The sequence below is a fragment of the Micromonospora sp. NPDC047738 genome (assembly GCF_040642675.1).
Classification (GTDB): domain Bacteria; phylum Actinomycetota; class Actinomycetes; order Mycobacteriales; family Micromonosporaceae; genus Micromonospora.
Genome location: NZ_JBEYSO010000054.1, coordinates 1 through 14,020, shown reverse-complemented (window position 1 = coordinate 14,020; position 14,020 = coordinate 1). Strand labels below are relative to the sequence as shown.

Annotated in this window: 13 protein-coding genes and 2 pseudogenes; 10 read left to right on the top strand and 5 right to left on the bottom strand. The window is 68.0% G+C overall.

The annotated features are described in order from the left end of the window. Positions 1-149: 149 nt before the first annotated feature. The 4 genes from ABZ783_RS36085 (at position 150) to ABZ783_RS36070 (ending at position 3,674) form a co-directional block, all read left to right on the top strand. A complete protein-coding gene (locus tag ABZ783_RS36085) occupies positions 150-1,040 on the top strand; it encodes a helix-turn-helix transcriptional regulator (RefSeq protein WP_357447241.1) in 891 nt (296 codons plus the stop codon). After that, positions 1,033-1,248 carry a DUF397 domain-containing protein gene (locus tag ABZ783_RS36080; RefSeq protein WP_357447238.1) on the top strand — a complete coding sequence of 72 codons (216 nt, stop codon included), beginning with the start codon at positions 1,033-1,035 and terminating at the stop codon, positions 1,246-1,248. Before ABZ783_RS36085 ends, ABZ783_RS36080 begins: the two co-directional genes overlap by 8 nt. Before the next feature lie 48 nt (positions 1,249-1,296). Next, positions 1,297-1,632, top strand: coding sequence for a nucleotide pyrophosphohydrolase (locus ABZ783_RS36075; RefSeq protein WP_357447235.1), 336 nt, complete (start codon positions 1,297-1,299; stop codon positions 1,630-1,632). A gap of 125 nt (positions 1,633-1,757) precedes the next feature. Continuing rightward, positions 1,758-3,674, top strand: a complete 1,917-nt coding sequence (locus ABZ783_RS36070) for a DUF2075 domain-containing protein (RefSeq protein WP_357447232.1) — start codon at positions 1,758-1,760, stop codon at positions 3,672-3,674. 141 nt (positions 3,675-3,815) lie between these two features. Here ABZ783_RS36070 and ABZ783_RS36065 read toward each other — a convergent pair whose 3' ends face one another. Then, positions 3,816-4,286, bottom strand: coding sequence for a UPF0158 family protein (locus ABZ783_RS36065; RefSeq protein WP_357447229.1), 471 nt, complete (start codon positions 4,284-4,286; stop codon positions 3,816-3,818). 309 nt (positions 4,287-4,595) lie between these two features. Here ABZ783_RS36065 and ABZ783_RS36060 point away from each other — a divergent pair, with 309 nt between their 5' ends. Both ABZ783_RS36060 and ABZ783_RS36055 read left to right on the top strand, forming a co-directional pair. Then, positions 4,596-5,144 (top strand): YceI family protein, encoded by a 549-nt coding sequence (locus tag ABZ783_RS36060; RefSeq protein WP_357447226.1) that lies wholly within the window; start codon positions 4,596-4,598, stop codon positions 5,142-5,144. A 177-nt stretch (positions 5,145-5,321) separates the two neighbouring features. Next, positions 5,322-5,789 (top strand): ATP-binding protein, encoded by a 468-nt coding sequence (locus tag ABZ783_RS36055; RefSeq protein ID WP_357447223.1) that lies wholly within the window; start codon positions 5,322-5,324, stop codon positions 5,787-5,789. A 329-nt stretch (positions 5,790-6,118) separates the two neighbouring features. On the opposite strand, the gene ABZ783_RS36050 is transcribed toward ABZ783_RS36055, so the two are convergent. Both ABZ783_RS36050 and ABZ783_RS36045 read right to left on the bottom strand, forming a co-directional pair. Then, positions 6,119-6,355 (bottom strand): hypothetical protein, encoded by a 237-nt coding sequence (locus ABZ783_RS36050; RefSeq protein WP_357447220.1) that lies wholly within the window; start codon positions 6,353-6,355, stop codon positions 6,119-6,121. A 717-nt stretch (positions 6,356-7,072) separates the two neighbouring features. Continuing rightward, positions 7,073-7,465, bottom strand: a pseudogene (locus ABZ783_RS36045) (ATP-binding protein); the annotation flags it as partial. Between ABZ783_RS36045 and ABZ783_RS36040 the strand changes: the two are divergent. Beyond that, complete coding sequence (locus tag ABZ783_RS36040) at positions 7,428-8,522, top strand: endonuclease (protein WP_357447218.1); 1,095 nt, start codon at positions 7,428-7,430, stop codon at positions 8,520-8,522. The pseudogene ABZ783_RS36045 and the gene ABZ783_RS36040 sit on opposite strands and share 38 nt — an antisense overlap. A 614-nt stretch (positions 8,523-9,136) precedes the next feature. On the opposite strand, the gene ABZ783_RS36035 is transcribed toward ABZ783_RS36040, so the two are convergent. Then, a complete protein-coding gene (locus tag ABZ783_RS36035; RefSeq protein ID WP_357447215.1) occupies positions 9,137-9,595 on the bottom strand; it encodes an Lrp/AsnC family transcriptional regulator in 459 nt (152 codons plus the stop codon). Between the two features lie 93 nt (positions 9,596-9,688). On the opposite strand from ABZ783_RS36035, the gene ABZ783_RS36030 reads away from it, so the two are divergent. Both ABZ783_RS36030 and ABZ783_RS36025 read left to right on the top strand, forming a co-directional pair. Further along, positions 9,689-10,540 (top strand): TIGR03619 family F420-dependent LLM class oxidoreductase, encoded by an 852-nt coding sequence (locus tag ABZ783_RS36030; protein ID WP_357447212.1) that lies wholly within the window; start codon positions 9,689-9,691, stop codon positions 10,538-10,540. Further along, the gene (locus ABZ783_RS36025; protein WP_357447209.1) at positions 10,537-10,962 is read left to right on the top strand and encodes a nucleoside deaminase; all 426 of its coding nucleotides are present in this window, start codon (positions 10,537-10,539) and stop codon (positions 10,960-10,962) included. Before ABZ783_RS36030 ends, ABZ783_RS36025 begins: the two co-directional genes overlap by 4 nt. A 59-nt stretch (positions 10,963-11,021) precedes the next feature. Here ABZ783_RS36025 and ABZ783_RS36020 read toward each other — a convergent pair. After that, positions 11,022-11,156, bottom strand: a pseudogene (locus tag ABZ783_RS36020) (IS3 family transposase); the annotation flags it as partial. Positions 11,157-12,068: 912 nt separating this feature from the next. Here ABZ783_RS36020 and ABZ783_RS36015 point away from each other — a divergent pair. Then, positions 12,069-13,574, top strand: a complete 1,506-nt coding sequence (locus ABZ783_RS36015; protein ID WP_357447206.1) for an alpha/beta fold hydrolase — start codon at positions 12,069-12,071, stop codon at positions 13,572-13,574. The last annotated feature ends 446 nt before the right edge of the window (positions 13,575-14,020 follow it).

The window sequence follows — 14,020 nt, the reverse complement described above, 5'->3', positions numbered from 1 at the left end:
CTTGTGGTCAGCGTGTGACACCGCAGAGCCGCAGCGCAACATTCCACAGCGGATTTCTCGCCAGATGTATTGACTTTCTTTACTGAAACCTGTACGTGTTGCAGAGCGACGTCACGCAGTGTTGCAGGACGGAATCTAGGAGTGTTCGGATGGCCGAGGAGATCGGATCGACCGTGCCGCGCCGGCAGCTCGGCCGGCTGCTGCGCCAGTACCGCACCGAGGCCGGCGTGACCCTGGACGCCGCCGCCGAGGCTCTCGAATACAGCCGACAGAAGATCTGGCGCATCGAGTGCGGCTTGGGCGCGGTCCGGGTGCTCGACGTCAAGGCGATGTGCGAGCTGTACGGGGTCTCGGCGGAGATGACCGAGGCGATGAAGGGCCTGGCCACGGAGACGAAATCGAAGGGCTGGTGGCATGCGTACGGGGACGCGGTGCCGAGCTGGTTCGAGCTGTACGTCGGCCTGGAATCCGCCGCCGCCCACCTGCGCCAGTACGAGGAGACGCTCATCCCTGGCGTCTTGCAGACTCGTGAGTACGCCCTCGGCCTAGTCCGGCTCGACCGACCTTCGGCCAGCCAGGAGGAACGGGAGCGAGCGGTCGAGGTGCGCTTGCAGCGGCAGAGCCTGCTAACCCGTCGCCTGCCGAGGCCGCCGCAGCTAGATGCAGTGCTCTCCGAGGCCGTGCTCCGCCGCACCGTCGGCAACCGCGGAGTCATGGTTGGCCAGCTCAGCCGACTCATCCAAGCCGCCGAGTTGCCGAACGTGTCGATCCGAGTGCTCCCGTTCGCCGCGGGACCGCACTCCGGTGCAGTTGCCGGCTCCTTTGTGATCCTCGATTTTCCCGCCACGAAGGGCGGACGAGCGGCACCGGAGCCACCCGTCGCCTACAGCGAATCGCTGACCGGTGCTCTGTATCTCGACAAGCCTGATGAGTTGGCCGCCTACCGAGCCGCCTGGAAGAGCCTGGAGGCTATGGCGCTCGATGAGGCACAATCGACGGACATGATCAAGAGGATCATCGGGGAGGTGCGGCATGACTGACCTGACCGGCGCCGTCTGGCGCAAGAGCACCCGCAGCGGTGGCAACGGCGGCAACTGCGTCGAGGTCGCCACCAACCTCCCCGGCATCGTCGCCGTACGCGACTCCAAAGACCAGCTTGGTGCGCGCCTGAGGTTCGCACCGACGGCCTGGGCCAACTTCGTGCAGCGGATCAACGGCGGCGGCTTCGTGGACAGCCCGGCGCGATAGCGGGAACAGCCCGAATGCCAGTAGAGCCGGCCGTGAAAGACTGCTCGGGTGAACGACCTGACGGCTCGCGTGCGGGCCTTCGCCGAGGAACGCGACTGGCAGCAGTTCCACACGCCGAAGAACCTCGCCATGGCGCTCGCCGGCGAGGTCGGTGAACTCCTCGCCGAGTTCCAGTGGCTCACCCCCGAGCAGACCGCCGCGGTGATGGACGATCCCGAGGCTGGCGCGCGCGTCCGGTCGGAGATCGGCGACGTGATGATCTACCTGACCCGCCTGGCGGACGTCCTCGGCATCAACCTGGAGGAGGCTGCCTTCACCAAGTTGGCGGAGGTCGCCATCCGCTATCCCGTTGAACAGGCCAAGGGTTCCGCCGCCAAGCGGTAACAAGGCGTGCGAGGAGTTGATCTCTTCGCTACAGTCCACCAAGTACAGGCGCGTAACGACGGGCTTCCGGCTGCGGCCGGACACGCCCCCCATGCGCACGATCTCTTCGTGCTGCCCGGGGGCAAGTGTTGTCTGCGTTCCGCACCTCCGCCGATGGTCTCCTCCGCTACGCGGCCAGCGGCACGCTGGCCGATCGGGTCGCGGAGTACATCGGTCACAACGTGAGCGCCGCCGAACGGCGCTCCTGGGAGCGCAGCCTCACCGTGCTCGGGCAGGACCTGGTCGATGCCGGCCTGGGGCAGGTCGAGATGCTGGTGGAGTACCAACTGCCGCTGACCAGCAAGCGGATCGACGTGGTGCTCGCGGGCCTACATCCGAAGACCACCGAGGACTCCTACGTGATCGTGGAGCTCAAGCAGTGGTCGCAGGCGGAGTCCTACGAGGGGTCCGACCGGCTGGTCCTGGTGGAGCACGCCCGCGGTCCGCGGCTGCACCCCGGCGTGCAGGTCGGCGACTACTGCGAATACCTGACGGACTTCCTCGGCGTGCTCTCGCACCACCGCAGCCCGATCGTCGGGGCCGCGTACCTGCACAACGCCGTGGACCGGGACGTGAACGATCTGTTCCTACGGTGGCCCACCGAACAGAGCCGGATCTTCACCAAGCAGCGCCGCGGCCAGTTCCTCGACTATCTCCGGGCCCACCTGGCTCCGGCGTCGGGCGCGGCCGCCGCTGACCGCTTTCTCACCAGCTCCGTCCGCCCGAGCAAGCACCTTCTGTCGTACGCCGCCGCCGAGCTCAAGCAGCGGTCGCACTTCACGCTGCTCGACGAGCAGCGCTTGGCGTACGAGTTGGTCCTGCACGCCGTGGAGCGGGCGCGCTCCGCGGATCGCAAGTCGGTCGTGGTGGTCTCCGGCGGCCCGGGCAGCGGCAAGAGCGTGATCGCGCTGTCGGTGCTCGGCGAGTTGGCCCGGCAGGAGCGCGCGGTCATGCACGCTACCGGTTCGCGGTCATTCACGCAGACGCTGCGGCGCTACGCCGGCAAGGGTTCGACCCGCTTGAAGAACCTCTTCGGCTACTTCAACAGCTTCATGTCCGCCGAGCGCAACGGCTTGGACGTGCTGATCTGCGACGAGGCGCACCGGATCCGGGAAACGTCGGTCAACCGTTTCACGCCGAAGGCGAAGCGGGACAAAGCCCGCCTCCAGATCGACGAGCTGATCGCCGCCGCCAGGGTGCCGGTTTTTCTGCTGGACGAGCATCAGGTGGTCAAGCCGGGCGAGCTGGGCAGCGTCGATGTCATCTCCGCGTACGCGAAGCAGCTGAACCTGGACGTGGAGGTGGTGTCGCTGCACGACCAGTTCCGCTGCGGCGGTAGCGAGGCGTACGAGCAGTGGGTCCTCGACCTGCTCGGCCTCGACGGCGGCGAGCCCTCGGCCTGGACCGGCGACGGCCGCTTCGACCTGCGGCTGGCGGACTCGCCGGAGGCGATGGAGGCGTTCCTGGCGGCGAAGCAGGCCGCCGGGGAGACGGCGCGCTTGTCGGCGGGCTACTGCTGGCCGTGGAGCGACCCGCGCCCGGACGATTCGCTGGTGCCGGACGTGCGGGTCGGCGGCTGGGCCCGGCCGTGGAACGTCAAGAGCGACCGCAGCGTCGGTGACGCGCCGGGCAGCGCGTTCTGGGCCACCGACCCGAACGGCTTCGGCCAGGTGGGCTGCGTCTACACGGCGCAGGGCTTCGAGTACGAGTGGTCGGGTGTGATCCTCGGCCCGGACCTGGTCGCCCGCGACGGCCGGTTGATCACCCGGCGAACGGAGTCGAAGGACCCCGCCTTCCGCAGCCGCAAGGCACTCAGCGACTTCGAGGCGGACCGCTTGATCCGGAACACGTACAAGGTGCTGATGACCCGGGGAATGCGTGGCACCATGCTTTACTCCACCGACCCCGAGACACAGCACTATCTGGCTTCGCTGATCCGGGTGAACCGGGAAGTCGAGACGATGTACGAGACCGCTGTCGCTGGAACGACCCGACCCCGCTGAGGCGGGCCCGGTGTCGCGACGAGGCGATGGCTGAGGTGCATGCTGGCGGCGTTGTCCGACTCCCCTGCTGCGTTGATCGCGGCCATCGACGTGGAGTCGAGCGACTCGCGGCGCCCCTGACATCATTCGGCGGCGCTGGGATCACGGCACCGCCGGATCAGGGTGCTCGGCGCGGGCTCGCTCCGCCGCATCCTCCGCGACGAGGTTGTTGTCCGCCAGGAACGCGATCGCTCGCCGGAGGGCACGCGCGTTGCGGAAGTCCTGCCACACCGACACCAGGTGCGGGTACTCCTCATACAGTTCGTTCCGGAAGCGCCGGAAGGCGCCCCTGCCGTCGATCGCTCGATGCAGTCGTCGGCTGGCGCGCTCGTCGCTGAGCAGGTCCGCGAAGTCGACCATGTCCTCGTACCACACGTAGGACGGCAACGAGTCGATGGACACCACATCGAGTTCGTCGAGGTCGACGGGTGTCTTACCGTCGATGCCGCCATCGGCGGTCCAGAACATCACCTCTCCGGTTGCCGGGTCGATCAGCCACCGGTGCTCGTACGCGCTCTGGTCCTCCAGCGCAGTAGCGATCTCCTCGAGGTCGAAGTCGTGTGGATCGCGCATCCGTTCCGCCTTTGCCGGCCGTGGCAGCTCTCAAGCCACCGAGAATACGCCGCGGACCACGCTTGGGCGGATCACGTCGTTGGTTCCCTACGCCCAGGCTCGCGCCGTTCGGAGGGAGGCCGGTTTGCGGCCCGTCAGTTCGGTGACCGCGTCGGAGGTCGCTGCTCAGCGGCCCTGGCGGATGGACTCGAACATGCTCGTGTCCTTCGGGCACCGGCGCGGGCGGGCCGGCGACGAGCCTGGTCACCGACTCGCCCTCGTCGGAGCTAGCGAGGGAATTGATCTGGTATGTCCGCGTACGCTTGGCGGGTGGAGATCAGAACCGGACGGTGGCGACTCGGCCCGGACGAGGGGCGCATGCTGCTGCGGACCCGCCGCGCGGGGATCGGCTCGACCGTCGGGCACGACCTGGCCATCGAGGTGACCGACTGGTCGGTGGAGTTGGATGTTCCGGAGACTGGACCGGCGGATGCCACCGCGACGGCCCAGGTCGGGTTGGGATCGCTGGCCGTGCGGCAGGGCACCGGCGGTGCGCGACCGCTGACTGACAAGGATCGGGGCGAGATCGAGAACAACGCCCGGCGGACGCTGGACGTCGATCGCCATCCGACGGCCACCTTCGAGTCCAGCCGCGTTGTCGTCGGCGACGACCATGCCACGATCAGCGGAACCCTCACGCTGCATGGGGCCGCCGGCCCGATCGACATCGAAGTGCGTGAGGTGACGTCCGACCGGTACCGCGCCGCCACGGTGGTGACGCAGTCGGCGTACGGAATCAAGCCGTACTCGGCCTTTCTCGGCGCGCTCAGGGTCCGTGACGACGTCGAGGTGGAAATCGAGGTCGACCTCGGAGGTTGATCTGCGGTCGACCGCACGTACGGCCCGTGGTCCGCTCGGGCGCAGTGCTCGTGTACGAGGGCAGTCATCTCACCACGCTGTCGCGCTACCGGGCTGCTGCATCTCCTCGGGTCGTCGCTTGCCCCGCAACGTTCAGGTCGTTGTCGGTGCGTGAGAAGCGGGTACCGGAGGCGGTCCATGGCTGACGGGCTGGAACTGGCGATCTTGATCGGGCTGCAGGCATCGGGGAAGACCACGTTCTGCCGGCAACTGTTGGCCGACACTCATCTGGTGGTCAGCAAGGACGCTTTCCCGAATGCCCGCCATCGTCAGCGCCGCCAGATGCGTCTGGTCGATGAGGCGCTGACCGCGGGGCGTTGTGTCGTGGTGGACAACACCAATCCCTCACCGCAGGAGTGGCAACCGCTGATCGAGGCCGCTCGCGTCCACGGGGCAAGGACGGTCGGGTACTGGTTCCGGCCCGATCTGCCTGCGGCGCTCGCCCGCAACGCCGCCCGTGAGGATCGAGCTCGGGTACCGGACGTCGGGGTGTATGACACGCTCAAGCGGCTGCGACGCCCTCGGCAGGTCGATGGATTCGACCTGCTGTACGAGGTCCGGATCGCCGGCAGGGGCGGGTTCCGGATCGAGCCGATGGAACGCTGACAGGAAAGTGAGGAGTTCAAGGAGCGACAACGGTCCCGGGAGTACTTCCACTCGCTGAGCGTGCTACCCGACGCCTGGACTGTGATCAGGGTCGCCGGGCAGCAGCACCATGATCAGCCCGTACACACGCAGGGCAGGCCGATCCGGCAGGCGCCGGCGACAGGATCCGCCAGGCAGATCAGCGAGGGCGGATGACCGTTCTGCGAATTGGCCTGCGGCTCGACTCGGAGTCCCCGCAGATCAGCTCGATATATTTTGGGAGATCAAGGAGCGGTGGCCGGGGAGCCGGATGCGACCACGCGCGGGCCGCCTCGTCCCGCCCGACCGCGTCAGCGCGGCCTGCCCCGGCGGCGGCGCATCAGCCACAGCACCAGCAGCACGCCCACGGCGATAACCACCAGGCAGCAGACCAGGCCCGCGCCGCCCCGCGGCCTGCTCGCGGCGGCCTCGATCACCCGCTCGCCGGTCCCCGTGGACGCCCACGCTGCGACCGGCACGAACACCGAGAGCACGACCGCACCAAGGACGGCGACGAGCCGGCGCAACCATTTGTTCCATGCAGACATGCCCCTCATCCTCACCGATGGGGATAACCGGGACATGTCATATGGGCGAGACAAGAAGCCACCGATACGGCGAAGAGCGTCGCGGCGGTCCCTGCGCGTTGTCCCAGCCGTCCGACCCCGTCGAGCCTGGTCCGTCGCTCAGAAATCTGCTGTTCGTCCACGCTTGGACCGCGCGTTCGGCGCCATGCCGACGGCGCCGCGACGTCCGGCCGCGTCAGCAAACCTCCTGCCCGGCAACAACCAACTGGGGAGCCGCTCCACTCCCCGTCGATCGGCACGCCGCGAACCTCGATGAGCGAACGACCACGGCTAATCGACGGCTTATTGGCGGATTAAATCCGCCATAACCGGCACCCGAGTGTCAGTGGGCGCCGATACTCTTCGCCGTGCGGAAGGCCGGGGTCCGAAGGACTTCTGCACCGGGCCGCCCCAGGCAGTGAATCGCCGAGGGCAACGACCCCGGGCCTTCCGTCCAGGCATCTATCCGGGACTCGACCCGGTGCGAGGCGCAGCCCGATTCCCCACAACGGGCGGCGCCCGGCGTTTTAGCGGGTCCGCTTCGCGGCGTACGCCTTGCGCCCTGCGCGGAACCGCTCTCCCGCCGGTCCCCCGGCCGCACTCCGCGGCATGGCATTCCCGTCAGGTACGGCGCTAGTCGGCGCGGGGAAGCATGATAGTGAATGTCGTCCCGGCGCCGACCTCACTCGCGACCGTAATGATGCCCTGGTGATCGGCGACGATCTGCCGGGCGATGGCGAGGCCGAGGCCACTGCCTCCGGTACGGCGGCCCCGTGCGGCGTCGGCCCGCCCGAACCGGTCGAACGCATGCGGCAGCGCGTCCGCCTGCGATTCCCGAGCCGGTGTCGACGACCCGGACGGGCCGGGATCGCTGATCCCGGCCCCTCGCCCGTCCGGCTGACGTCGGCGAAAGATTCTTCCCACCGCCCTCCCGGCGTTCACGCCGCCGCCGCTAACATCGGTGACCATGAATTCACAGAGCATCACCCGCTCGCGATCCGGGCGGTTGGTCACGGCGTTCGCGCTCGCCGTGGCTTTGGCGACCGGCGTCGCAGTGGCAAGCACCTCCGCGTCGGCCGCGACCGCGCTCACCGTCGCCCAGGCGCTGGCTGCCCAGGACGGCCGCACCGCCACCGTCACCGGTTACGTCATCGGTCAACCGACGGCGACGAACACGGTGATCACCTCCGGCTACACCGCCGACACCGCGATCGCCATCGCCGACACCGCCGGCGAGACCAGTACGGGCAGGATGCTCTACGTCCAGGTCACCGCGCCATACCGGAGCGCCTTCGGGCTGCTCACCAACCCGGGCCTGCGGGGCAAGCTGGTCACCGCGACCGGCACCCTGACCGCGTACTTCAGCCACGGCGGGCTGAAGGACCCGACCGCGATGACCCTCGGCAGCACCACCCCCAGCCCGACGCCGACCGCCTCACCCACCCCGACCGGCGGGCCGTATGACTCGACCTACTACGCGAGCGCGATCGGCAAGACGGGTACGTCCCTGCGCGGCGCCCTGCACTCGATCACCAAGGTGCAGACGAAGCTCACCTACGACCAGGTATGGGAGGCGCTGAAGGACACCGACCAGGACCCGGCAAACCCCAACAACGTGATCCTGCTCTACAGCGGCCGCTCGCAGAGCAAGGCCACCAACGGCGGCGCCGCCGACGACTGGAACCGCGAGCACGTCTGGGCCAAGTCGCACGGCGACTTCGGCACCGCCACCGGCCCGGGCACGGACGTGCACCACCTGCGCCCCGAGGACGTCACGGTCAACTCGACGCGCGGCAACAAGGACTTCGACAACGGCGGCAGCGCCGTCGCCCAGTGCCCCGGCTGCTACACCGACGCGGACTCGTTCGAGCCGCGCAACGCGGTCAAGGGCGACGTCGCCCGCATGATCATGTACATGGCGATCCGGTACGAGGGCGACGACGGCTGGCCGAACCTGGAGATGAACAACTCCGTCGCCAACGGCACCACCCCGTACCTGGGCCGACTGTCGGTGCTGCTCGCCTGGCACCAGCTCGACCCGCCGGACGCCTTCGAGAAGCGCCGCAACCAGGTCATCTACGACCGCTGGCAGGGCAACCGCAACCCCTTCATCGACCACCCGGAGTGGGCCACCGCCATCTGGGGCTGACCCCTTCGCCGGGCCGCCCGGTACGTCGCAGGTCACCGGCTCGGGCCGTACGGACCCGACGGGTGACCTGCGACGTCCGACAACCGGGTGGCCCGGCCCGGCCCCGCCGCGCGGCGGCTGCCTCCCACCGGCAGGCGCCTCGATCCTCGGAGATCCGCAGCGAGCTGGCTCTCTTGCTGCCGGGCAGTGCGCCCTTTGACGACCCGACGCAGGTCTCATGCTGCTGTCGGCGCGTTGCCTGTCGCACGGTTACACCGGGCTCGACACGATCGCGCCGGAAGCTCCGGCCAGGGTCGACGTTCAGTAGCACACCGCTGCCGGCCGAGCAGAGTGCCGGTTGTCACGACTGCTCGAACCGGCGGCGTTCGGCATCGGCGTGGTTGCCGAGCCCGACCGCGTTGACCTCGCCATTCCCGATGCGGCGGTGCCTTATTGGCGGTCAGCCCCTCCGGCGCGCGGATCCGGGTCTGGATTCCGTGCTGCGGGACAGGTAACGGGACTTCCGCCGCCGACGTGTGACCCGGCGGCGGCGCCAGTGCGGCGGCGCCGCGGGCGCCCGTAGCCGGCGGCGCCTTTACGGTAGTTCCCGCGCTGCGGGGCATTCGTGCGCCTGGTCACGAGTGGGGCGGTGTCTGGCGCGGGCCGCGATAGGGCAGGGTGGCGCTGTAGACCACGTTGGTGGTGGTGCTGCCGAACGCGGCGAGTTCGTTGACGACCTGTTCGAGGTGTGCCATCGACGTCGCGGCCACCTTCAGCAGGTAGCAGTCCTCTCCTGTGGTGCGTAGGCACTCCAGGATCTCCGGCCGTCGCTCGAGCAGCCGGTGCAGCGGTGCGTGCTGGCTGCCGGGATACTTCAGCCGCACCACCGCGAGTACGGCGAAGCCCGCCTTGGGTAGGTCGACCTCGGCGCGGTAGCCGGTGATCACACCGATCGTCTCCAGTCGCCTGACCCGCTCGCTGGTGGCCGAGGCGCTCAGCTTGACCCGGCGGCTGAGCTCGGTGATCGGCAGGCGGCCGTCGCCCTGCAACTCGGTCAGGATGGACCAATCGACGGCGTCAAGATTCTCGGCCATTACGCCAATCTACCGGCGGATCCACGGCGAAAGCCAGCAAAGGCAGGGAACAAGGTATTCCACGCCGGATCCAAGCTGGCTAGCCTGGGTAACGTGCAAATCGGCGTGAACGTACCGAACTTCGCCCCGGGTACCGACCCCGGCATGCTGCGACAGTGGGCGCAGACGGTCGAGGATCTCGGCTTCGACCTGCTGATGGTCTCCGACCACATCGCGGTGACCCCAGACGTGGCCGAGAAGTATCCCGCGCCGTTCTACGAGCCGTTCACCACGCTGTCCTGGCTGGCCGGGGTGACCCGCCGGGTCCGGCTGGGCACGACCGTGCTCATCGTCCCGTACCGGCACCCGCTGCTCACCGCACGGATGGCGGCGAACCTCAACCGGCTCAGCGGCGGCCGGCTCGTCCTCGGCGTCGGCGTCGGCTGGGCCCGGCAGGAGTTCGAGGCGCTCGGCGTGCCGTTCCGGCGGCGCGGCGCGCTGACCGACGAGTACCTGCACGCCATGTACGAAGCCTGGCGGAACACCGACGACTACGATACGGGCCCGATCCCGATCTGGGTCGGCGGCAACAGCGACGCCGGCATCCGTCGCGCGGTACGGCTCGGTGACGCCTGGCACCCGCTGCGGGTTACGCCCGGATGGCTGGCGGACGCAGCCGGGCGGCTGAAGGCCACCGCCGATGAACTCGGCCGCCCGGTGCCCGCGTTGACGCCGCGCATCAAACTCCTGGAGACCCGAGAAGTGGTCACCGCCCCGGACCGGCTCGCCGGTGTCGGCACCATCGACCAGATCATCGCCGACATCGACCAACTCCGTCTGCTCGGCGCGGAGACGGTGGTACTCGACCCGTTCAACGGCGACTTGACCGAGATCCGCCAGCCCGAACGCGCCTGGCAGACCCTTGCGGCCGTGGCCGTGTACCACAAATCCCAGGAGGACCGATGACCCCCGATGACGAGAAGTTTCTCCGCCGAGCCATTGAACTCGCCAGCAGGGCCGGGGCGTCCGGCGAACGGCCGTTCGGCTCGTTGCTGGTCGATGCGGACGGTACCGTCCTGATCGAGGACCACAACACCGTGGTCTCCGACTCGGACATCACCGCCCACCCGGAACTGAAGCTGGCCCGCTGGGCCGCTCGGGAACTCGCCCCCGACGTGGCGGCCGCCACCACTATGTTCACCAGCTGCCAGCCCTGCCCGATGTGCGCGACCGCGATCGCCCGGTCCGGCCTCGGCCGGGTGGTGTACGCCCTGTCCGCGGAACAGTTCGAGGAGGTCAAGCCAGCCACTCCGCCGCTACCCCCGGTGCAGTACGAGGGGCCGGCCCTGTTCGACGAGGCGCGCCAGCCGATCGACAACTATTACTAGACCGCACGCTCCTACCCTGGGGCGACGCGGTGAGGAACTCGTCGAAGGTGCGGATGGCGCAGCTTGCCCTCGGCGGTGTGGCGCTCGGTGATGTCGGCTAACCACAGCTCGTTCGCCCGCTGGGCGGTGAAGTCCCGGCGCACGAGATCGTCATGCACCGGTGGGCCGACCTTGCCGCCCTTGCCGCGACGCTTCTTCTTGCCGAACGTGCGTGACTGACGAAACAGCGACAGCCCGGAGAACGCCCGGGCTGTCGCTGCCAGGCCGGGCTCACCCCTCCAGCCCCGGTCCGGCGACACCGTGAGCGCCACGCATATGCGTCCGTGCCTCGCCATCGTCGGGCAGCGGGATCGGGGCCCCGGCCGAAGATCAGGCACAACGAATGCATGGGATCTGCGGCAATTGCGAGTCGCTTCCCCGGCGCTGGTCCACCGCCTGGTCCTCTTGCCCAACGTTGGGCAGATGGAGCCTTCAATATGGACACCGTGACGATAGCGTGACAAGATCTCCGATTGAGCTGGCAGGCTCGCATCATCATGGAGCTTTGGTGGGCTATTTCGGCATTTTTGGTCCAGGAGGCTCAGAAAACGAGAGAAGGCCATAAAGATCAGGGCCTCCTCATTTTCGCCACGGATGTAGCACTTGGCCGCTGCCACCCCGTCAGCCAGTTGGTGAAAAGTTCAGGCGTTGACTTGTCATCGCCATGCGAGCACCATCAGTGACGCATTCAGAGTCGACAGAACTAGGCGGCCCGGGTAAAGGACCCCGAGAAGTAGAGACACGATCGTTGACAAACGACCTGTCAACACGCTCGCGCAGTTCCTGTCGACACATCCTTCCGTGGGATCCACAACCAGCGGAGGGCAGTGACACCAGATGCCGCTCGGCGCGCATCGTGACCCGATTGCGGAAGCGGCACCGTTCCTTATCCAACGCATACTCCGCGTCCCAGGAACGTTCCGAGGTGAGATCCCGCATCCTGGTCGCCGTCGCGGCCTTGTTCATCCTGCTCGCCACGCCCATGCCCCGCCCCTCGGAATTAGGCGGGTGTGGCCACGTGTCACGACTACGCGAAGTGCGCGTAGCACTCCCATTAAGGAGACCCCATGTCCAAAGCAAAGCGAAGACTCAGAGGAGCGGCATTCACGATTGTCGCAGTAACTGCGCTGACTGCCGCATTCTCTCAGCCGCTCTCCGCAGCAAAGCCCTCATCGACGGCCGCTGTCAGCGGCGCGGCTGCGGCCGCGGCCTGTGACAAGGTGCCGACCGGCGTGCAGGTCAGCGATCACTTTCTGCCCTTCACCGTCCCCGCCGGGCTGATGCCCGACCCGCAGTTCGACGGGCTCTCGGCTGAGCTGCAGGTGCATCGTGTCCAGCCCATCTACGCCCACGGGAAGTGCCACTCGGTGCCCAACCGGGCCGCGGTGCTGATCCACGGCCGTACCGTGTACGGCCCGGCCGTGTTCGACCTTCGACAGCCCGCCCCCGAAGGCGGCGAGCTCAGCATTCAGAAGGCGCTCGCCCGGGCAGGAATCGACACCTTCGCCCCCAACCTGCTCGGCTACGGCCGCTCGACGCGCTTCGCCCACGGCCTGGACGACCCGGGAAACGCAAGCCTGCCCGCCTACAACACCGACGGCACCTGCTCGTACCCGGCGGGATGCGATCGCACGCATGTCCCGGTCTTCCCCCTCGATCAGCAGGGGGCGGCGCAGGATCCGACGTTGTTCACCAATCCGCTTGGCGGGCAGCGGCGGGCCCATTCGAGCAACGTCCGGTTCGCCCGTGTCGACACCTTCGTTCGCGACATCCGTCAGGTCATCGACGACGCCATCGCGCGGGCGCAGCCGTCGGACGGCAAGGTAACCCTTGTGGGCTACTCGGCTGGCGGGCAGCACGTCGGCCGGACACTGTATGCGGCCAACCCGAACCCGCTCCTTCCCCACAGCGACCAGTACATCGCCAAGGTTAACCGCGTCGTGTTCGCGGCGTCGCTGTTCGGTTTCCCGACCGAGGAGACACCGCCGCCGACGGGCTTCGCCACCTTCCCGCTGCACGTCTTCACCGGTGGCGGACCCGGGAACCTGCCGCCCGATCGCGAGGCGGCGTGCACAGGCCGTGTGGTCCAGGGCAGTCGGGAGCAGGTCGCGGCGCAGATCCGCGAGGAGGATCCTGTCGGCGCCCAGTGGGGAGGGACCATCCCCGGGCACCCGACCGGCCTCGGCCGCAGTCCCGTCTTTTCCAGCTACGGCTGGAACACCGAAGTCGTAAGACAGCTGACCACACCCACGCTCGTCATCCACGGTCTTGAAGACGAGGTGACGCCGGTGGCTAACGCGGACACCATTTACAACAACCTCCCGGTGACGAACAAGGTGCTGGTGAAGGTTGCGTGCGGAAGCCACACCTTTGTGTGGGAGGGCTGCTCCGGACACCGCTGCACCCCCACCTCGGGCACCCCCTACGGCGGCGCACCCGGTGCCCCCTGGGCTGGTCCCCATTCCACCATCAAGGCGGCGCTGATCGAGTGGATCAAGAGTGGAACCTTCAATGGCGCCTCTAACGGAAAGTTCACCGTCAACGAGAGCGGGGTGGCGAGCGCCGGGCCCTGAGATCGGCTGGCGTTCGACGGTATGAGGAAGGCCCGGGTCACGATCGGCGATCAAGCCCGTGACCCGGGCCTTCCTGTGAAGCCGCCAACCGAATCGAACCGTCGCCCTACACATCACGATTCCGTCCATGGTTACTGCATTCGAGTTCACCGTTAGCAGAGTCTCTGATGTCATGGGTCACGCGCTCCCCGGATTGGATCGCGGCCGTACCGCCCTTTCAGCCGAGCCGCAGGCGTCGCCGTGCCCGGGTCAGAGCAAGGGGCCTGGCCGCGCGGCCAGTGCGCCGACCGTGTCGTCGACGGACGGCCGCGGGATTTGCCGGAACGCGGCGCTGGCCCGCGGGTGCGAGCACTAGTACTCCAACGTCACTTGGCTTCGGCGTTGGGCGTGGCGTGGGCATGAGGACGGCCACCGCGTTGATCATCGATGGTTTGTGAGGACAACCG